Genomic DNA, 17608 nt, shown 5'->3' with positions numbered 1-17608 from the left:
GAGCTACAAGGAAGGCGTGCAGGGCCAGCTCGAGGACGAGCCCGGCATGACGGTCGCCTCGTGGCAGCAGCGGCCGGAGAGCCGCGGCTATGTCCGCATCCGCTCCGCCGATCCGTTTGCGCCGCCGATCATCCAGACCAACTATCTCGCCGAGGAGATCGACCGCCGCGTCGTCGTCGCCGGCATGAAGCTGGCGCGCCGGCTGCTCGCGTCCGAGCCGCTCAAGCCGTATTACGCTTACGAGGATTTTCCGGGCCCGAAGGTCACGAGCGACGACGAGCTGCTCGCGGCCGCGACCCAGCGCGGCACTACCACCTTCCATCCCGGCTGCACCTGCCGGATGGGACCGGCGGACGCGCCGTGGGCGGTGGTCGACGACCAGCTCCGGGTCCATGGTATGGAAGGCCTGCGCGTGATCGACGCCTCGATCATGCCGCGGATGATCTCCGCCAACCTCAACGCCTCGACCTTGATGATCGCCGACAAGGCCTCCGACATGATCCGCGGCAAGACCCCCGAGGCGGCTGCGAAGCTGCCGGAGTATGCGTGAAGGGAAGTGCGCGGTGATGTTCGCGCTGATGCTCGTCGGTCAGCGCGCTCGATCTCTCACCGTCATCCTGAGGAGCGCGCTCTTGCGCGCGTCTCGAAGGATCGACGGCCACGAGCGGGGCCGTGCACCCTTCGAGGCCCGCTTCGCGGGCACCTCAGGATGACGGGATCCGCATTGAGGTCACGGGAAAGAAGAAGGCAGCTCAGCCGTAGACGAACGCCTTGTCCTCGAGGTCGATCGCCGGGAATTCGTCCTTCTCGGCCCAGTAGTCCTGGTTGTGCTGCCACTCCGGCTTGTCGCCGCGCTTCGGCAACAGGTGCATGCCGCGCATCATGTAGCCGGGGTTGAAGTTCTCCGGATCGATCCACGGCAGCAGCGGCATGTTGTGGTCTTCGGGGCGCAGCGCCGGCGTCACCTTCTTGGCGCCGGTCGCCTTCATGTGCTTGAGCATCCGGCAGACGAAGTCGCCGACCAGGTCGACGCGCAAGGTCCAGCTGGCACGGAAATAGCCGAATACCCAGACGAGGTTCGGCACGCCGGTGAACATCATGCCGCGATAGGTCACGGTGTCCTTGAAGTCGAGCGGCTTGCCGTCGATCTCGAAGTCGATGCCGCCATTGGCGGAGAGGTGGAAGCCCGTCGCGGTGATGATGATGTCGGCCTCGAGCTCCTTGCCGGACTTGAGCAGGATGCCCGTCTCGGTGAAGCGGTCGATCTCGTCGGTGACGACCGATGCCTTGCCGCCCTTGATGGCCTGGAACAGGTCGGCATCCGGAACGAAGGCGATGCGCTGCCGCCACGGCCGGTAGCTGGGCGTGAAGTGGGTGGCGATATCGTAGTCCTTGCCGAGAACGGCCTCGACCGCCGCCAGGAGATCCTTCTTGGCGCCCTCGGGGTCGGCGAAGGTCCGCTTGGTGAAGGCGTCCTGTTCGAACAGGATCTTGCGGCGGGTGATTTCGTGGATCCAGTGCTCGTCGACCTGCAGCCTGCGCAGCTCCTCGGCGATCTCGATCGCGTTGCGGCCGGTGCGGAAATAGGTCGGCGAGCGCTGCAGCATGGTGACATGGCCGGCGTCCTTGGCCATCGCCGGGATCAGCGTTGCGGCGGTGGCGCCGGAGCCGATCACGACCACGCGCTTGCCCTTGTAGTCGAGGTCATCCGGCCAGAGCTGCGGATGGATGATCGTGCCCTTGAACTTCGCCATGTCGGTCCATTCCGGCGTGTAGCCGACGTCGTGGCGGTAGTAGCCCTGGCACATCCAGAAGAAGTTGGTGGTGAAGCGCAGCCGTTCGCCGGTGTCGATGCGCGTCGCATCGATGGTCCAGAGATTGGTCTCGTTCGACCACTTCGCCGCGGTGATGGTGTGGCGGTAGCGGATGTGGCGGGCGAGGTCGTTCTCGTCGATCACCTCGCCCATGTATTTCAAAATTTCGGCCGCGGACGCGATCGGCGCGCTGGTCCACGGCTTGAAGCGATAGCCGAAGGTGTGCAGGTCGCTGTCGGAGCGGATGCCGGGATAGCGATGGGTCGACCAGGTGCCGCCGAAGGTCTTCTGCGTCTCCAGCACCACGAAGCTGGTGCCCGGTGATTGCGTGGTGAGGTGATAGGCGGCGCCGACGCCGGAGATGCCGGCGCCCGCGATCAGGACGTCGAAATGCTCTGTGGTGACGGGCTCATCGGCGCGGATTTGGGTCTGGACGTTCATCTTCCCTGGTCTTCTTGTTTGTTGGATTGCTTGTTGAGCTACAGAAACAAAACGCCGGGGCCATCGCCCCGGCGTCTGCCAATCTCGAAACTAGACTTCGCGGCGGCTGAGGAAGGCCAGCCGCTCGAACAGATGCACGTCCTGCTCGTTCTTGAGCAGCGCGCCGTGCAGCGGCGGGATCAGCTTGCGCGGATCACGTTCGCGCAACATCTCGGGCGTGATGTCTTCGTTCAGCAGCAGCTTGAGCCAGTCGAGCAGCTCCGAGGTCGAGGGCTTCTTCTTCAGGCCAGGCACCTCGCGGACCTCGAAGAAGATCCGCAGCGCCTCTTCCACCAGCCGCTTCTTGATGTTCGGGAAGTGGACGTCGACGATCTGGCTCATCGTGTCGGCGTCCGGGAATTTGATGTAGTGGAAGAAGCAGCGGCGCAGGAAGGCGTCCGGCAGTTCCTTCTCGTTGTTCGACGTGATCATCACGATCGGGCGCAGCTTCGCCTTGATGGTCTCGCCGGTCTCGTAGACATGGAACTCCATGCGGTCGAGCTCGAGCAGCAGGTCGTTGGGGAACTCGATGTCAGCCTTGTCGATCTCGTCGATCAGGAGCACGGGGCGCTTCTCGTGGGTGAAAGCCTCCCACAGCTTGCCGCGCTTGATGTAGTTCTTGATGTCGGACACGCGCGCGTCGCCGAGCTGGCTGTCGCGCAGGCGCGAGACGGCATCATATTCGTAGAGGCCCTGCTGCGCCTTGGTGGTCGACTTGATGTGCCAGGTCAAAAGCGGCGCATCGATCGCCCTGGCGACTTCCTCGGCCAGCACGGTCTTGCCGGTGCCGGGCTCGCCCTTCACCAGCAGCGGGCGCTCGAGCACGATGGCGGCATTGACGGCGACCTTGAGGTCATCGGTGGCTACGTAGTCCTTGGTACCCGTGAATTTCATCTATCTGTTTGCCTTGCTTCGTTCGTCGGCCGCATGGGTCTCACCTTGGGCCTCGACATGAAACGACCGCTCTCGCAGCGGCCGTCGGAAATGGAAATTGTTCGATCAGGCTCGCCTGATCAGCGACAGGATCACCAGCACGACGACGGCGCCGATGGTCGCATTGACGATGTCGCGGATCGCGCTGCCGCCGAGGCTGATGCCGAGTTGCGGCAACAGCCAGCTCGCAACCAGCGCGCCGATGATGCCGACAACGATGTTGCCGATCAGCCCGAAGCCCGCGCCGCGCACGATCTGCCCAGCGAGCCAGCCTGCAATCGCACCGATCACCAGTGCTGCAATGATGCCCATTCAAACGTCCTGCCCAATGTCTTGTCAGGCGCAATTGTAATTGAAAAAGCCGGGCGGTCTAGGGCGGATTCCGCAGCGCAGCGGTGCCCTGAACGGCGCGGTACCCATGGAATGTCGACCGTCATGTTTCCGCCGCGCGGAATGATCGCCGCACGGATAAGGGGCCGGCGTCGTGGGTGGACCCCGCAAGACATGGCGCGCGGGGCCAAATCAAGGCGGATCGCCGGTCTCGGCATGGCTCGGCCCCTTGACGGCACCGGTCCCGCGGGCGATCTAGATAGTCATGTTCCTGCAGTTCTTCACATCGCTGCGCGACGCCCAGGTCCCCGTGACGCTACGGGAATATCTGACCTTGATGGAAGCGCTTGACGCCGATCTCGCCGAACAGTCGGTCGAGAACTTCTATTATTTGTCGCGCGCCGCCCTGGTGAAGGATGAGCGCAATCTCGACAAGTTCGACCGCGTGTTCGGCACCGTGTTCAAGGGGCTCGAGAGCCTGCTCGACGCCATGGGCAAGGCGGAGATCCCCGAGGAGTGGCTGAAGAAGCTCGCCGAGAAATATCTCACCGAGGAAGAGAAGAAGCAGATCGAGGCCATGGGCTGGGACAAGCTCATGGAGACCTTGAAGAAGCGGCTCGAGGAACAAAAGGGCCGTCACCAGGGCGGCAGCAAGTGGATCGGCACCGCCGGCACCTCGCCCTTCGGCGCCCACGGCTACAATCCCGAAGGCGTGCGCATCGGGCAGGAGAAGAACCGCAACAACCGCGCCGTGAAGGTGTGGGACAAGCGCGAGTTCAAGGATCTCGACGGCAACGTCGAGCTCGGCATCCGCAACATCAAGGTCGCGCTGCGGCGGCTGCGCAAGTTCGCGCGCACCGGCGCGCCCGACGAGCTCGACCTCGACACCACGATCAAGGAGACCGCCAACCACGGCTATCTCGACGTGCACATGCGCCCCGAGCGGCGCAACGCGGTCAAGGTGCTGGTGTTCTTCGATATCGGCGGCTCGATGGATTCGCATATCGAGCAGGTCGAGGAACTGTTCTCGGCCGCCAAGAGCGAATTCAAGCACATGGAATATTTCTACTTCCACAACTGCCTCTATGAAGGCGTCTGGAAGCAGAACAAGCGGCGCTTCACCGATCGCACGCCGACCTGGGACGTGCTGCACAAGTATCCGCACGACTACAAGGTGGTGTTCGTCGGCGACGCCTCGATGTCGCCTTACGAGATCATGGTTCCCGGCGGCTCGGTCGAGCATGTCAACGAAGAGGCCGGCTCGGTCTGGATCGACCGCATCACCCGAACCTATCCGCACGCGGTGTGGCTCAATCCGGTGGCGCAGAAGCACTGGGACTATTCGGAATCGACCACCATCATCCGCCGCCTGTTCTCCGAGCGCATGTATCCGATCACGATCGAGGGTCTTGAGAACGCGATGAGGGAGCTGGTGCGCTGACCTCGTCATTCCGGGGCGCGAAGCGAACCTCAGATGCGCAATTGCGCATCGGGGAATCTCGAGATTCCGGGTCTGGTCCTTTGGAACATCCCGGAATGACCAACAACAAAAAGCGAGGGAGTTGTCCATGCCCCAGAACATCCACCGCGGCATCAAGGTGATGATCGACGAGGCCAATGCCGAGATCGAGACCATCAGCGCGGCCGATGCGATCACGATGATCGGCAAGAACGACGTCGTCATCGTCGACATCCGCGATCCCCGCGAGATCGAGCGCGACGGCAAGATCCCGGGCTCGTTCTCCTGCACCCGTGGCATGCTCGAGTTCTGGATCGATCCGAACAGCCCCTATGCCAAGCCGATCTTCCAGGAAGACAAGAAGTTCATCTTCCATTGCGCCGGCGGCCTGCGCTCGGCGCTCGCCGCCAAGACCGCGAAGGACATGGGCTTGAAGCCGGTCGCGCATATGGGCGGTGGCTTCGCCGCCTGGCGCGAGGCCGGTGGTCCGATCGAGGCTTGGGAGCCGAAGAAGAAGGGCTGACGCCCCAAGCCCGTAAGGACATCAGATCATGACCGTTGCCGACGATCCGCTCGTTTCGACCGAATGGCTGGCTGCGCATCGCGGCGATGCCAACGTCAAGGTGCTCGACGCAACCTTCAAGCTGCCGGGCGTACTGCCGCTGCCGAAGGATGACTATCTCGCCGCGCATCTGCCCGGCGCGGTGTTCTTCGACGTCGGTGCGGTGTCCGATCATTCCAATCCGCTGCCGCATATGTTTCCGAGCGCCGAGCAGTTCGGCCGCGACATCGGCGGGCTAGGCATCAGCAATGCCGACACCGTCGTGGTCTATGATTCCGGCGGCTGGGTTGCCGCACCGCGCGCCTGGTGGATGTTCCTGTCCTATGGCCATCGCAACGTGCGCATTCTCAACGGCGGTCTGAAGAAGTGGCGCGCCGAGGGCAGGGCGGTCGAGAGCGGCGAGGTGAAGCCTAAGCCTGCGACGTTCAAGGCGAGCTACGATCCGAAGCGCGTGCGCAGCATCGAGCAGATGATCGCCAATGTCGAAAGCCGCAAGGAGCAGGTGATCGATGCGCGTGCTGCCGAGCGCTTCGAGGGCCGTGCGCCGGAGCCGCGGCCGGGTATTCGCGCCGGTCATATCCCGGGCGCCCGCAACGTGCCCTACAACCAGCTGTTCGATGCTGCGACCGGCGAGATGAAGCCGCTTGACGATCTCCGCAAATCGTTCACGGGGGCCGGCGTGCAGCTCGATGCGCCGATCGTGACAAGCTGTGGCTCGGGCGTGTCGGCCGGCGTGCTGACGCTGGCGCTCTACCGGATCGGCGTCACCGACACCGCGCTCTATGACGGCTCGTGGTCGGAATGGGGACAGGCGAGCGGCCCGCCGATCGCGACCGGCCCGGCCTGAGGCTTAAATTCTAGCGCCGCGTGACCGGCACCAGGGTGGTCTGACCGAACGGATCGATCTGCTGCTGCATGACCTGCCGAACCGGGCGCGCGCGGACAATCCGCCGTCGCTCCTTGCGGCGCTCGGCCTTGCTGGTCGCATTGCGCTCCGGCTTCTTCGCCTCGGTGGCCTTTGGCGCCGCCGGGGCTTCGACGACAACTTCCGGTCCGCCCAGCGTCGCGATTCTGGTCGCGGCCGCGATGGTCTCGGGTGACGGCGGTGCCGGCTCCGGTGCAATCATGGCTGGCGCCGGTGCAGCCGGTGCGGGTTCGCTGGTTGCGGCGGGCGGATCGGTCACTGCGGCGACCTTGGGCTCAGCGGCGGCCGGTGCGGTTTCGGCCGCAGCCGGTGCCGGCTGCGATACCGGTGCCGGATCAGCGAGCGGCGGCTGAGCAGCCTCTGCTGATGGCGCCGGTGCGGGCGCCTCCACAACTTGGGCTTCCGGTCTCGGCAAGGCGGGTGGGGACGGGTCGTCCGACTTTACGGCGGCGAGCCTCTCCGGCTCCGCAGCGGGAGAGGCCTCGGCGGGCGCGGCCGGCTCGGTCGCAGCCGGGATTGCGGGTACCGGAGTATCGGTCACCACCTTGTCCGCAGCCGCCGGGTCGACCCGCACCATGGCAAGCACCGGCGGGGCCTCGGGTTGCTGCGCGAACTGCGGCTCGGGCGGTGCCCGGCGAGTCGGAATGTTGGCGAATTCCTCATGCGCCGCACGAAACAGCGCGGCGGCTCCCAGCCCAAACACCAGAAGCGAGGTCGCCAGCACGACCGCAGCGAGCAGGAAACGAAGGCCGGGAAGCATGGGCGCGGGTTCCCCCTTCTACGGGAGGGTGTCGATATCGAGGGAACGCGGTGACCACACAAGAAAGCCGGGTCGCGAGCGCGAATCAGGCCGATTCCACGATATCGCAACCCCGGAGACTGTTTGTTACAAAATGCGGGAGATTGATGACTTTGGGCATGTGGACAAACATTCCCGACCCATGAGACATCTTTGCCGCAGCGGTGCCGCCAATCACAAATGCCCGAAATGGCCCGGGTTTCGCGGATCTGTCTTGAATGCGCCGCTATCTTCCTGCATTGGGCCGTTAACAGTCCGGTGTGGCTTGGGGACTATAACAGAGCAATGATGATCAACCGCATTCTGACGATTTGCGCTGCCGCGGCTCTCGGCGTGGCAGGAACCTCGCTCGCGCATGCGCAGCAGGGTTATCCGGCTCCCCAGGGTCCCGCCTATTCGACGGCGCCCCAGCCCTACCCCCAGGGCAGCATGCCGGATTTCGACGCGCTCAATGACGATGAAGGGCCGCAGGATTCGACTGCATTGCCGCCGCCCGGCCCGGTGACGTCGCCGAACGACCCGCGCTATGGCCGTCCGCCGGTCTATTCCGATCGCGGTGCCCCGACCGGTCCGGTGATGTCGCCCGACGATCCGCGTTATGGCCGGCCGATGAATGCTCCGGTCTATTCCGACCGTGGTGCGCCGACTGGCCCGGTGATGTCGCCCGATGATCCGCGCTATGGCCGGCCGATGGGGCCGCCGCCGGTGATCTATGGCGACCGTCCGGGCGCGCAGCAAGCCAATCGCGACAACGGCGTTCCCGCCGCCAGCGTTTCCTATGGCGACGACCGTGGCGGCATGCGTCCGCCCGAGGGCATTACCGGAGCCGTGTCGCAGCAGGCACCGGTCGGTGCCAATGGCAAGCCGGTGCAGATCGCAGCCCTGCCGCCGGACGAGCAGCCGGAAGACGCCCCGGCGCAACTGGCGCCCAATCTGCGTCGTCAGGAAGTGGCGTTCGCGACCAAGGAGCCGGCAGGCACCATCGTCGTCGATACCCCGAACACCTATCTTTACTACATTCTCGGCAACGGTCGGGCGATCCGTTACGGCGTTCGCGTCGGCCGCGACGGCTTCACCTGGACCGGCGTGCAGAAGATCACCCGCAAGGCCGAGTGGCCGGATTGGCATCCGCCGACCGAGATGATCGAGCGTCAGCCCTATCTGCCGCGCTTCATGGCCGGCGGACCCGGCAACCCGCTCGGCGCCCGCGCGATGTATCTCGGCTCGACCGTGTACCGCATTCACGGCACCAATCAGCCGTCGACCATCGGCAAATTCGTCTCGTCGGGCTGCATCGGCATGCTGAACGAGGACGTCTCGGATCTGTTTGAACGCGCCAAGGTCGGCACCCGCGTGGTCGTGCTGCCCGGCGGCGCTGCCCCGGGAACGACGACGGCTTCTGCCGCGCCGCCCCCGAACCCGATGGCCCCCGCGCCGACGCAGGCTCAGGCCGCGCCGTTGCCCGGCACGCAGCCGACCTCGGTGCAGCCGCTGCCGGCGCCGGTGACGGTCCGCTAACCCGACCTGCAACTCATCCTGAAAAAGGCGCGCCAACAGCGCGCCTTTTTTGTTGCCGCAAGCAGCCGGTCTCAGGCGAGGCGCCGCGGCGGCTCGTCGCCTTTGGTGAAGGCATCGATGCACGCGACCATCTGCTGATAGTGCGCCTGCAGGCTCTCGCGCGTCGCGTAGCCGAGATGCGGCGTGATCACGACATTGTCGAGCTTGCGCAGCGGATGGTCCGACGGCAGCGGCTCGACCGAGAACACGTCGATGCCGGCGCCGGCAATCTTCTTCTCGCGCAGCGCCGCGAGCAGCGCATCCTCATCGACGATCGGTCCGCGCGCGGTGTTGACGAGATAGGCCTGTGGTTTCATCCGCGCGAGATCGGCGGCGCCGACCAGTCCGCGGGAGCGCGGGCTCAGCACGACGTGGATGGTGATGACGTCTGATGTCGCGAACAGCTCGTCCTTGCTGGCGTAGCCGACGCCGACCTCCTTGCACTTCTCCGGCGTGAGGTTGGGGCTCCAGGCGATGACGTTCATGCCGAACACCTTGGCCATGCCGGCGACCTTGCTGCCGAGCTTGCCGAGACCGATGACGCCGAGCGTCTTGCCTTCGATCTCGGCGCCGGCAAAGCTCTGCCACGGCTCGCCGGCGTGCATCCGCGCATTCTCGCGGCCGATGCCGCGGGTCAATTCCAGGATCAGGCCCATGGTCAGGGGCGCGGTGGGATCGCGGCTGTATTGGGTGCCGCACAGCACCACCTGGCTAGCCTTGGCGGCGTCGATGTCGATCGCGGCGTTACGCATGCCCGACGTGATCAGGAGCTTCAGCTTGGGCAGCGCATCGAACAGGCTCTTCGGGAACGGGGTGCGCTCGCGCATCGCGCAGACGATCTCGAATTCCCTGAGCTTCGCCGCCGCTTCCGCCTCGCTCGCAAACGGCTTGTCGAACACGGTGACCTCGACGCGATCCTTGATCGCCGGCCAGTCGGCCAACGAAAGCGCGATGTCGAAATAGTCGTCGAGGATTGCACAGCGGAGCCGCGTCATCGGGAAGATCCATTCAGGGTGAGGCCGACGGCAGGAGATCAGCCGTCGGGATGCCCGTCATGGTCGCGCGCAATCGGCAGGCGCGCAAGCGGCCGCGCTTTCACATCAGGGCGGTTGTCACGCCGGGCGGGATGGCTTCTGCGCTTTCGCGGTGCGGATATCGGCGAGCATCGATCGGACCGCCGGCGACAGCGCCATCTGCTTGGCACGGCAGGCCGGGCCGGGGCCGCGCATATAGTGCAGTTCCGGACGGTAGGGATTGAAAGCCTTGGCAGCGAAGGCCCGCCAGAAGGTACGGAATTCGGCGAACAGCGTCGCCTCGCCCTTGATCGCCGGGCGCGAAAGAGGTGCTGAAATGATGGTAGCCATGACGTGGCCTCAACTGTTTTGGTCGCGGTTCTGCCGCGAAATTCGCCGTTTTTCGGCGTTGAGAACGAGTTTTGGCCTGATTTATTAAAAGATGGTTTCAATTGTCGTGATTCGGCGCACACATGGTCGCGAACCCGTAATCACCCGTGGTGAATGGACGGAACGTGGTGAACGGATGGAAAACGCGAGCCCCGCGGTTGCGCTTTCGGGGGCCGGCCGTTACATCGGCGGCAGCAAAATTTCCACAAATCGGATCAATTCCAGGGACAGCGGATGGCTCGCCAGTTCATCTATTTCATGCAGGGTCTGACCAAGGCGTACCCGACCCGCAAGGTGCTCGATAACATCCATCTGAGCTTCTATCCGGACGCCAAGATCGGCGTGCTCGGCGTCAACGGCTCGGGCAAGTCGACCCTGCTCAAGATCATGGCCGGCCTCGACAAGGAGTATAACGGCGAGGCCTGGGTCGCCGAGGGCGCCCGCGTCGGCTATCTCGAGCAGGAACCGCAGCTCGATGCCTCGCTCTCGGTCCGCGAAAACGTCATGCAGGGCGTCGCCAAGCAGAAGGCGATCCTCGACCGCTACAACGAGCTCGCGGTGAACTATTCCGACGAGACCGCCGATGAGATGACCAAGCTGCAGGACGAGATCGAGGCGCAGGGCCTGTGGGATCTCGACAGCAAGGTCGATCAGGCGATGGACGCGCTGCGCTGCCCGCCCGATGACGCCGATGTCACAAAACTGTCGGGCGGTGAACGCCGCCGCGTTGCGCTGTGCCGCCTGCTGCTCGACCAGCCGGAATTGCTGCTGCTCGACGAGCCGACCAACCATCTCGACGCTGAGTCGGTGTCGTGGCTGGAAGGCCATCTGCGGAATTATCCGGGCGCGATCCTGATCGTGACCCACGACCGCTACTTCCTCGACAATGTCACGAGCTGGATCCTCGAGCTCGACCGCGGCAAGGGCATCCCCTACGAGGGCAACTATTCATCCTGGCTGCAGCAGAAGCAGAAGCGGCTCGAGCAGGAAGGCCGCGAAGACGCCGCGCATCAGAAGACGCTGGCCCGCGAGCAGGAGTGGATCGCGTCGTCGCCGAAGGCACGCCAGGCCAAGTCCAAGGCCCGCTACCAGCGCTATGAGGAGCTGCTGAAACAGGCCAGCGAGAAGCAGACCCAGACCGCGCAGATCACGATTCCGGTCGCCGAACGGCTCGGCCAGAACGTCGTCGACTTCGAAGGCCTCAGCAAGGGCTTTGGCGATCGCATGCTGATCGACGATCTCACCTTCAAGCTGCCGCCGGGCGGCATCGTCGGCGTGATCGGCGCCAACGGCGCCGGCAAGACCACGCTGTTCAGGATGATCACCAAGCAGGAGGAGCCGGACAAGGGCTCCATCACGGTCGGCGAAAGCGTTCATCTCGGCTATGTCGACCAGTCGCGCGATGCGCTCGACGGCAAGAAGACGGTGTGGGAAGAGATCTCCGGCGGCAACGAGTTGATCCTGCTCGGCAAGAAGGAAGTCAATTCGCGCGGCTACTGCTCGTCGTTCAACTTCAAGGGCGCCGACCAGCAGAAGAAGGTCGGTGCGCTCTCGGGCGGTGAGCGCAACCGCGTGCATCTCGCCAAGATGCTGAAGTCCGGCGCCAATGTGCTGCTGCTCGACGAACCGACCAACGACCTCGACGTCGACACGCTGCGCGCACTGGAAGAGGCGCTGGAGGATTTTGCCGGCTGCGCCGTCATCATCAGCCATGATCGCTGGTTCCTCGACCGCATCGCGACCCACATCCTGGCCTTCGAGGGCGACAGCCATGTCGAATGGTTCGAGGGCAACTTCCAGGATTACGAAAAGGACAAGATGCGCCGGCTCGGCCAGGACAGCATCATTCCGCACCGCGTGAAGTACAAGAAGCTGACGCGGTGATTTGAGACACCGTCATGCCCGGCACAAGGCCGGGCATGACGGGTGAATAGAGCGCGCATCACCACGCGCAAATTTGCAGGATCGTGACGGCATCGCGGCGCAATCTGCGGCCAGTTGTCGCTTTTCAAGCGCGCGGGATTGCGTAGATAGAGCGCTCCCCGCAAATCGAATCCTGCGAGCACTCCAACATGTCCGCTATCTCAGACGCGCCCGCCCGCTCCAAGGGCCGGTCGCTGCGTCCCGTTCCCATGCTGATCTTCGGATCGCGCTGGCTGCAATTGCCGCTCTATGTCGGCCTCATCATCGCCCAGGGCGTCTACGTCGTGCTGTTCCTGAAGGAGCTGTGGCACCTGTTCGCCCATGCCTTCGATTTCAGCGAGCAGCAGATCATGCTCGCCGTCCTCGGCCTGATCGACGTCGTCATGATCTCGAACCTTCTGGTGATGGTGATCGTCGGCGGCTACGAGACCTTCGTCTCGCGGCTCAATCTGAAGGGGCACCCGGACGAGCCGGAATGGCTCAGCCACGTCAATGCCAGCGTGCTGAAGATCAAGCTGGCGATGGCGATCATCGGCATCTCGTCGATCCATCTGCTGCGCACCTTCATCGAGGCGGGCGCGCTGTCGTCCGGCAAGAGCACCTACACCGAGACCGGCGTGATGTGGCAGACCATCATCCACTGCGTCTTCATCCTGTCGGCGATCGGCATCGCCCTCGTCGACAAGCTGTCGAATGACTCGATCGAAGGGGCCAAGCAGCAGGCTGCGCATTGAGCGCGGCCGCCGAGGTTCACAGCAATCCGGTGTCGTGATAAGGCTCACGACACTGATATCGCGGGTGTTCGCCTGATGGCGCGCCCATTGGACCGCTGCGTGAACAGGTTGTTGGATTTGACATTCCTCCGCGCGCTTGCCTTCGGGCTTCTGCTTGCATCCCTCTCCGTCGTCTCACCCGCGCGCGCGGCCGACGCAGCGTTCACGCAGTTCATCGCCTCGCTGTGGCCGGAGGCCAAGGCGGCCGGCGTGTCGCGCGAGACGTTCGAGCGCGAGACGCGCGGGCTCGAGCCCGACTACAAGCTGCCCGATCTGATCCTGCCCGGACGTCCGAAAACCGGCGCCCCGGCGCAGGCCGAGTTCGTGCAGGTGCCGGCCGATTACATCAAGGAAGCCTCGATCGCGCGGCTCGCGGCGGAAGGGCAGCGGCTGCTGCAGAAATATCGTCCATCGCTCGATGCGATCGAGAAGCGGTTCGGCGTTCCCGCCACCATCGTGCTGGCGATCTGGGGCCGCGAGACCGACTACGGCCGCTATTCGCTGCCCTACGATACGCTGCGCGTGGTGGCGACGCAGGCCTATGTCGGCCGCCGCAAGGATCAGTACCGCACCGAGTTGATCCTGGCGCTCAAGATTCTCGGCGAGGGTGCGGTGACGCGGAAGGAGCTGCGCTCCTCCTGGGCGGGGGCGACCGGTTACACCCAGTTCCTGCCGTCGGAATATTACAAGCACGGCGTCGACCTCGACGGCGACGGCAAAGTCGACATCTGGCATTCGGTGCCGGACGCGCTCGCCTCGGCCGCGCAGCAACTGGTCAACAAGGGCTGGCAGCCGGGCGTGCGCTGGGCCTATGAGGTCACGGCACCTGCCAATGCCGATTGCACGATGGGCGTGCCCGAAGTGACAAAACCGATCAGCCAGTGGCTGCGGGCCGGCTTCGTGCCGGTGCGGGGCGCGAGGCTCAACGCCACCGAGCAGGCGCAATCGGCCTCGCTGCTGCAGCCGGAAGGCATCTACGGTCCGGCTTTCCTGACCACGCCGAACTACTTCGTGATCAAGGAGTACAATTTTTCCGATCTCTACGTGCTGTTCGTCGGTCATCTCGCCGACCGCATGACGAGCCCGCAGCCGTTCGCGACGCCATGGTCGGCGTCGAAGCAGTTGCGCTCGGCCGACGTCGAGGCGATGCAGCAGCAACTGACGAAGATCGGGCTCTACAAGGACAAGCTCGACGGCAAGGCTGGGATGCAGACCCGCGCGGCGCTCGGCGCCTATCAGAAGCAGGCCGGGCTGAAAGTCGATTGCTGGCCGAGCGAGGCCGTCCTGCGCGCGATGAACGGGCAGCGCTGATCGGGGCCGATTGCTGTACGACGGCCTGGCCGCGGAAAGCAAAAACCCGGCCGTGAGGCCGGGTTTTCGAGTGTGATGCTGAAAAGCGTGTCGGTCGATCAGTCGCAAACCTGGACGCGACGGAAACGCCAGCCGTAGCCGTCCCAGAACCGTTCACGAACCAGGCGGCACGGGGCTTCCTCGACGTAAACCGGCGCCGGTGCAACATAGACCGGAGCCGGGCGAGCGCCGGCAATCGCGCCGCCGAGCAGGGCGCCGCCGATCAGGCCGCCGGCAACGCCGGCCGCGACGGCGCCGCCGTCACCAGCCTTGGCAGCCGGAGCAACCGCCAGCGAACCGGCAATCGTGGTAACGGCGACAAGGGCAGCTAAAGTCTTCTTCATGTCTTTGGCTCTCCTGGAAGATGCTGGCGTCGTGGATCGACGCCGGGTTTAGGGTGACTCACACGCTGATCTCGAACTGCTGTCTTGCTAAACAGCGCAGAACAGTCAACCGAAAGTAAACGTCCGCAGCCTCATCGCGCAGAAAAGCGGTTTTTTCTGGCCATCTACAGCAGACGTCCCGGACAAACAGTCGGTTTTCCGGGACGTTTGGTTCGATTTAATCGAGATGAACGTCGATCAATCGCAAACGCGGACGCGGCGAACGCGCCAGGTGTAGCCGTCCCAGAAGCGCTGGCGCTGCCAGAAGCAGTCGGCACCGTAACCGGGCTCGGCGACGTAGGCCGGACCGGGAGCGTAGTAGCCATATCCCGGACCGTAATAACCGTTCTGCGAAGCGATCGCGCCACCGACGATGGCGCCGCCAATCAATCCCGCAGCGACGCCAGCGGCGACACCGCGTTGTGCCTGGGCGGGGGCGGGCACCGCCACAGCCGAAACCGCCAGAGCGGCGGCGGCGCAAAGCGCCAGCAATGTCTTCTTCATGACCTCACCTTTCTCACGGGGCAGGGACAGCGTGCGTTGGCGATCTGTCTCGCCTGAAGGTTCCATATTCCGCTTGAATGATCAATGAACGACGCTGCCCTATTCGCGTCCAAATGCTTGCAGCTTTTGGAATATCTCGCAACGCACAGGTGCTTGTGGCGGCTTGCGGCGATAGCAGGCCGGGATTGGCCTGACCCTATCCGCCTGGTGAGCTTCTTATTCCCGGAGGCTCGGCCCGACCGATTTAGATTCATTCCAATATGAATCCCGCATCAGTTTGGAATTGCTACAAGAACCGTCTTTTCCTTTTGCATCCCGCCGGGGCCGACCATATCCATATTGGCGAGCATCACCCGTTGGACCTGCCTCCTCTGATGATTGTCTGTTCCTGTAACGTCCTGAGCGACCACGATGTCCGCAATGCCGTCAACGGCGGCGGGTCCGTGACCCGAAATGCAAAGCAGGTGTATGGCTGCCTCGGCTGCAGTGCCGAGTGTGGCCGCTGCGCGCGCACCATCAAGGCGATCATCGACGAGGCGCTTGGCCCCTGCGCCAAGGCCTGCTGCGCCGGCTGTCCCCATGCCGGCCATCCGCACGCCGCCAATGAGGACGGCGAGCCCGCCACCGAGTTCGCGCTCGCGGCCTGCTAAGGCAATTTCAGCTTCCGGTCGATCTGAACCGAAGCTCCAGCTTCCTGTCTCGATGCGTTTTCTTCCCGCGGCCGGCTTTGCGTCGCCGGAAACGCCCCGCTCCCGCCAAATCCGGTTATCCACGCGCTGCTTCCGCGATGGGTTGCTCTCCCCGGCAATCTGATTTAGAAGCGTTCTAAATTTAGGCGGCCAACGGTGGCCGCGACAGGTGGAGTGGATCATGCAAGGCGACCCGAAGGTCATCGACTATCTGAACAAGGGGCTGCGCAGCGAACTGACCGCCATCAATCAGTACTGGCTGCACTACCGGATGCTCAACAATTGGGGCCTCCTGGAGATGGCCAAGGTCTGGCGCAAGGAGTCCATCGAGGAGATGGAGCACGCCGACAAATTCGTCGATCGCATCCTGTTCCTCGACGGCTTCCCGAACCTGCAGGTGCTCGATCCCCTGAAGATCGGCCAGGACGTCAAGGAGATCATCGAGTGCGATCTGGCCGCCGAGATCGGCGCCCGCACGCTCTACCAGGAGGCGGCGACCTACTGCCACGGCGTCAAGGACTATGTCAGCCGCGACCTGTTCGAGAGGCTGATGAAGGACGAGGAAGATCACATCGACTTCCTCGAGACCCAGCTCGACCTGATCAAGCGCATCGGTCTCGAACTCTACACCCAGAAGCACGTCGGTCATCTGAAGGGCGAGGAGTCCTGATCGGCCGCTTCGCGCGCGGAGCGTGAGCTTAAAAATTCGAGAGGCCGTCCTTGCGGGCGGCCTCTTTTGTTTTTCTGATCCGGATGGAGCGATCCGTCAGTAGCACCGCGTGATGTTGACGGTGCGGTCTCCGTCGCGTCCGGGCACCGTCACGCTCTCTGTGGGGCAACTCGACACATAGGGGCGATCCGACGGCACCACGGCCGGCGGATATCGATGCGCCCAATCCCAGGGCACGTCCTGGGTGTAGGTGTAACGGACATCGTTCGAGGCCGGCGCCGGGACCTCGGCGGCGAAGGGAACGCTCGCCGCACCATCATAATATCCGCCGGCGTCCGGCAACACGATGCCGGGCGAGCGCACATGATGGCGGAAGGCCGGATGATGCGAGGAAAACGTGCCGCGCGGCGCCGTTCCGGATCTCGCATGGGTCTCGGTGGAGGAAGCGAGCAGCAGCGCTGCAACGCCGAGGGACGCCGTCAGGGCCCCAACTGTTCGATACGCCATTTTTCGATCGGCCATGGCACGCACCAACTCGCGGTTACGGAGCATTTCTGCAGAAGCTAGGCCGCGCCTGAGGGCGCCCGCAAACTCATCCTTAATTATTGGTTAAAAAGTAAGGTTAACAGAGAGTAATTGTTTCAAATTGACGCGATCTCGCGCGCAGGTCCGCGACGACGGCGCACCGCTTCAGACGGCGTCCGCGGGAACGAAGCAGCTGATGATGATGTTGCCGCGGTGGTGCACGTACCACACCACGGCCTCGCCGACCGGATTGCCGCGATCGCGGATCACGGCGCGCTCCGGCACCATCATCCACTCGCCTTCGATCGGGACCCAATAGGCGCCGCCCCGAACATCATAGCTCGTGCGATGGCCGTCGGAGATGTCGCAGCACGGCACGCCATTCGGCGCGATCACGCTTTTGAACCAGGCGCGGATGTCCGGCGGTACGTTGTCGTACTGGCCGTTGTCGAATGCCAGGGCTGCGCCCGCCAACGTGACGAGCGACGCAAGCATTGCGACATGCGCAAGCCTTCGCATTGCCTTCCTC

The 17608-nt window shown here is 64.1% G+C and carries 20 protein-coding genes; 10 read left to right on the top strand and 10 right to left on the bottom strand.

The window, feature by feature from the left end:
* Positions 1–550 (top strand): GMC family oxidoreductase (locus FNJ47_RS18200; protein ID WP_235999952.1); only part of this gene is annotated, 550 nt, incomplete at its 5' end.
* A gap of 202 nt (positions 551–752) precedes the next feature.
* On the opposite strand, the gene FNJ47_RS18195 is transcribed toward FNJ47_RS18200, so the two are convergent.
* The 3 genes from FNJ47_RS18195 to FNJ47_RS18185 all read right to left on the bottom strand — a co-directional run bounded on the left by FNJ47_RS18195 (position 753) and on the right by FNJ47_RS18185 (position 3539).
* Positions 753–2255, bottom strand: a complete 1503-nt coding sequence (locus FNJ47_RS18195; RefSeq protein ID WP_163155430.1) for a flavin-containing monooxygenase — start codon at positions 2253–2255, stop codon at positions 753–755.
* A 90-nt stretch (positions 2256–2345) separates the two neighbouring features.
* The gene (locus FNJ47_RS18190; RefSeq protein WP_163155428.1) at positions 2346–3188 is read right to left on the bottom strand and encodes an AAA family ATPase; all 843 of its coding nucleotides are present in this window, start codon (positions 3186–3188) and stop codon (positions 2346–2348) included.
* A 105-nt stretch (positions 3189–3293) separates the two neighbouring features.
* Positions 3294–3539, bottom strand: a complete 246-nt coding sequence (locus FNJ47_RS18185; protein WP_163155426.1) for a GlsB/YeaQ/YmgE family stress response membrane protein — start codon at positions 3537–3539, stop codon at positions 3294–3296.
* Between the two features lie 283 nt (positions 3540–3822).
* Here FNJ47_RS18185 and FNJ47_RS18180 point away from each other — a divergent pair, with 283 nt between their 5' ends.
* The 3 genes from FNJ47_RS18180 to sseA all read left to right on the top strand — a co-directional run bounded on the left by FNJ47_RS18180 (position 3823) and on the right by sseA (position 6425).
* Entirely contained in the window at positions 3823–4998 is a 1176-nt protein-coding gene (locus FNJ47_RS18180; RefSeq protein ID WP_163155424.1) for a vWA domain-containing protein, read from the top strand.
* Between the two features lie 127 nt (positions 4999–5125).
* Positions 5126–5539: a rhodanese-like domain-containing protein gene (locus tag FNJ47_RS18175; RefSeq protein ID WP_163155422.1), complete on the top strand. Its 414-nt coding sequence runs from the start codon at positions 5126–5128 to the stop codon at positions 5537–5539.
* A 28-nt stretch (positions 5540–5567) separates the two neighbouring features.
* Positions 5568–6425: a 3-mercaptopyruvate sulfurtransferase gene (sseA, locus tag FNJ47_RS18170; RefSeq protein ID WP_163155420.1), complete on the top strand. Its 858-nt coding sequence runs from the start codon at positions 5568–5570 to the stop codon at positions 6423–6425.
* 10 nt (positions 6426–6435) lie between these two features.
* Here sseA and FNJ47_RS18165 read toward each other — a convergent pair whose 3' ends face one another.
* Entirely contained in the window at positions 6436–7263 is an 828-nt protein-coding gene (locus tag FNJ47_RS18165; protein WP_163155419.1) for a hypothetical protein, read from the bottom strand.
* Between the two features lie 324 nt (positions 7264–7587).
* Between FNJ47_RS18165 and FNJ47_RS18160 the strand changes: the two genes are divergently transcribed.
* Complete coding sequence (locus tag FNJ47_RS18160) at positions 7588–8820, top strand: L,D-transpeptidase family protein (RefSeq protein ID WP_163155417.1); 1233 nt, start codon at positions 7588–7590, stop codon at positions 8818–8820.
* Positions 8821–8891: 71 nt separating this feature from the next.
* Here FNJ47_RS18160 and FNJ47_RS18155 read toward each other — a convergent pair whose 3' ends face one another.
* A complete protein-coding gene (locus FNJ47_RS18155; protein WP_163155415.1) occupies positions 8892–9854 on the bottom strand; it encodes a D-2-hydroxyacid dehydrogenase family protein in 963 nt (320 codons plus the stop codon).
* Between the two features lie 117 nt (positions 9855–9971).
* Complete coding sequence (locus FNJ47_RS18150) at positions 9972–10223, bottom strand: hypothetical protein (protein WP_163155413.1); 252 nt, start codon at positions 10221–10223, stop codon at positions 9972–9974.
* A 273-nt stretch (positions 10224–10496) separates the two neighbouring features.
* Here FNJ47_RS18150 and ettA point away from each other — a divergent pair, with 273 nt between their 5' ends.
* The 3 genes from ettA to FNJ47_RS18135 all read left to right on the top strand — a co-directional run bounded on the left by ettA (position 10497) and on the right by FNJ47_RS18135 (position 14269).
* A complete protein-coding gene (gene ettA, locus FNJ47_RS18145) occupies positions 10497–12146 on the top strand; it encodes an energy-dependent translational throttle protein EttA (protein WP_163155411.1) in 1650 nt (549 codons plus the stop codon).
* Between the two features lie 188 nt (positions 12147–12334).
* Positions 12335–12919 carry a TIGR00645 family protein gene (locus FNJ47_RS18140; protein WP_163155409.1) on the top strand — a complete coding sequence of 195 codons (585 nt, stop codon included), beginning with the start codon at positions 12335–12337 and terminating at the stop codon, positions 12917–12919.
* A 150-nt stretch (positions 12920–13069) separates the two neighbouring features.
* The gene (locus tag FNJ47_RS18135; protein WP_163155437.1) at positions 13070–14269 is read left to right on the top strand and encodes a lytic murein transglycosylase; all 1200 of its coding nucleotides are present in this window, start codon (positions 13070–13072) and stop codon (positions 14267–14269) included.
* Between the two features lie 98 nt (positions 14270–14367).
* Here the strand turns inward: FNJ47_RS18135 and FNJ47_RS18130 are convergent, their stop codons facing one another.
* Positions 14368–14652: a hypothetical protein gene (locus FNJ47_RS18130; RefSeq protein WP_163155407.1), complete on the bottom strand. Its 285-nt coding sequence runs from the start codon at positions 14650–14652 to the stop codon at positions 14368–14370.
* A gap of 237 nt (positions 14653–14889) precedes the next feature.
* Complete coding sequence (locus tag FNJ47_RS18125) at positions 14890–15195, bottom strand: hypothetical protein (protein ID WP_163155405.1); 306 nt, start codon at positions 15193–15195, stop codon at positions 14890–14892.
* Between the two features lie 374 nt (positions 15196–15569).
* Here FNJ47_RS18125 and FNJ47_RS18120 point away from each other — a divergent pair, with 374 nt between their 5' ends.
* Together FNJ47_RS18120 and bfr are read left to right on the top strand one after the other, a co-directional pair.
* Positions 15570–15845 (top strand): (2Fe-2S)-binding protein, encoded by a 276-nt coding sequence (locus FNJ47_RS18120; protein WP_163155435.1) that lies wholly within the window; start codon positions 15570–15572, stop codon positions 15843–15845.
* A gap of 220 nt (positions 15846–16065) precedes the next feature.
* On the top strand, positions 16066–16554 hold the full coding sequence (gene bfr, locus FNJ47_RS18115; RefSeq protein ID WP_163155403.1) for a bacterioferritin: 489 nt from the start codon (positions 16066–16068) through the stop codon (positions 16552–16554).
* Positions 16555–16650: 96 nt separating this feature from the next.
* On the opposite strand, the gene FNJ47_RS18110 is transcribed toward bfr, so the two are convergent.
* A complete protein-coding gene (locus FNJ47_RS18110) occupies positions 16651–17076 on the bottom strand; it encodes a hypothetical protein (RefSeq protein WP_235999950.1) in 426 nt (141 codons plus the stop codon).
* Between the two features lie 168 nt (positions 17077–17244).
* Entirely contained in the window at positions 17245–17598 is a 354-nt protein-coding gene (locus tag FNJ47_RS18105; RefSeq protein WP_163155401.1) for a hypothetical protein, read from the bottom strand.
* Between the last annotated feature and the right edge of the window lie 10 nt (positions 17599–17608).

Origin of the sequence: Bradyrhizobium uaiense (assembly GCF_010811875.1) — a bacterium.
In the GTDB taxonomy this organism is placed as follows: Bacteria; Pseudomonadota; Alphaproteobacteria; order Rhizobiales; family Xanthobacteraceae; genus Bradyrhizobium; species Bradyrhizobium uaiense.
This window is presented reverse-complemented; position numbering and strand designations above follow the sequence as displayed.

Coding starts and splice junctions, on each gene's coding strand:
- FNJ47_RS18105 (WP_163155401.1), bottom strand. CDS start 17,598: ATGCGAAGGCTTGCGCATGTCGCAATGCTTGCGTCGCTCGTCACGTTG.
- FNJ47_RS18175 (WP_163155422.1), top strand. CDS start 5,126: ATGCCCCAGAACATCCACCGCGGCATCAAGGTGATGATCGACGAGGCC.
- FNJ47_RS18180 (WP_163155424.1), top strand. CDS start 3,823: ATGTTCCTGCAGTTCTTCACATCGCTGCGCGACGCCCAGGTCCCCGTG.
- FNJ47_RS18190 (WP_163155428.1), bottom strand. CDS start 3,188: ATGAAATTCACGGGTACCAAGGACTACGTAGCCACCGATGACCTCAAG.
- ettA (WP_163155411.1), top strand. CDS start 10,497: ATGGCTCGCCAGTTCATCTATTTCATGCAGGGTCTGACCAAGGCGTAC.
- FNJ47_RS18165 (WP_163155419.1), bottom strand. CDS start 7,263: ATGCTTCCCGGCCTTCGTTTCCTGCTCGCTGCGGTCGTGCTGGCGACC.
- FNJ47_RS18120 (WP_163155435.1), top strand. CDS start 15,570: ATGATTGTCTGTTCCTGTAACGTCCTGAGCGACCACGATGTCCGCAAT.
- FNJ47_RS18185 (WP_163155426.1), bottom strand. CDS start 3,539: ATGGGCATCATTGCAGCACTGGTGATCGGTGCGATTGCAGGCTGGCTC.
- FNJ47_RS18110 (WP_235999950.1), bottom strand. CDS start 17,076: ATGGCCGATCGAAAAATGGCGTATCGAACAGTTGGGGCCCTGACGGCG.
- FNJ47_RS18155 (WP_163155415.1), bottom strand. CDS start 9,854: ATGACGCGGCTCCGCTGTGCAATCCTCGACGACTATTTCGACATCGCG.
- FNJ47_RS18130 (WP_163155407.1), bottom strand. CDS start 14,652: ATGAAGAAGACTTTAGCTGCCCTTGTCGCCGTTACCACGATTGCCGGT.
- FNJ47_RS18195 (WP_163155430.1), bottom strand. CDS start 2,255: ATGAACGTCCAGACCCAAATCCGCGCCGATGAGCCCGTCACCACAGAG.
- bfr (WP_163155403.1), top strand. CDS start 16,066: ATGCAAGGCGACCCGAAGGTCATCGACTATCTGAACAAGGGGCTGCGC.
- FNJ47_RS18140 (WP_163155409.1), top strand. CDS start 12,335: ATGTCCGCTATCTCAGACGCGCCCGCCCGCTCCAAGGGCCGGTCGCTG.
- FNJ47_RS18150 (WP_163155413.1), bottom strand. CDS start 10,223: ATGGCTACCATCATTTCAGCACCTCTTTCGCGCCCGGCGATCAAGGGC.
- sseA (WP_163155420.1), top strand. CDS start 5,568: ATGACCGTTGCCGACGATCCGCTCGTTTCGACCGAATGGCTGGCTGCG.
- FNJ47_RS18125 (WP_163155405.1), bottom strand. CDS start 15,195: ATGAAGAAGACATTGCTGGCGCTTTGCGCCGCCGCCGCTCTGGCGGTT.
- FNJ47_RS18160 (WP_163155417.1), top strand. CDS start 7,588: ATGATGATCAACCGCATTCTGACGATTTGCGCTGCCGCGGCTCTCGGC.